Below are 346 nucleotides of genomic sequence, written 5' to 3'. Positions count from 1 at the left end.
CGGTGGAGCGAACCAACCGGCACTCCAAAATAGTGACACTGGGATAGACGGTGTGTGGGGTCCGGCGGTTTTCATCAGTGGGAGGTTCTCTCGAACCTACCGGCGAAGGTGATCGCGAACGCGTTCAGCGCGGGCTTCCACCTCATCACCCAGCGTGCCCGGCCGCCGCCGGTAGGGTCAAGAGACCGGGTGACCAGGTAGAGGCACTTCAGCGCCGCGGCCTCGTTGGGGAAGTGCCCGCGCGCCCTGACCGCCCGTCGGTAGCGGGCGTTGATCGACTCGATCACGTTCGTCGTGCAGATCACCGAAGCGGATCTCCACGTCGTACTCGAGGAACGGCACAAAC

At 64.2% G+C, this 346-nt stretch carries 1 pseudogene; it reads right to left on the bottom strand.

Going from position 1 to position 346, the window contains the following annotated elements:
* Window positions 1-74: 74 nt before the first annotated feature.
* Window positions 75-346, bottom strand: a pseudogene (locus AC5RWU_RS24735) (transposase); the annotation flags it as partial.

The organism is Arthrobacter sp. B0427-1-12, assembly GCF_059092905.1.
The sequence above is the reverse complement of the archived record's forward strand: the minus strand, read 5'-3'. Positions and strand labels throughout refer to the sequence as shown.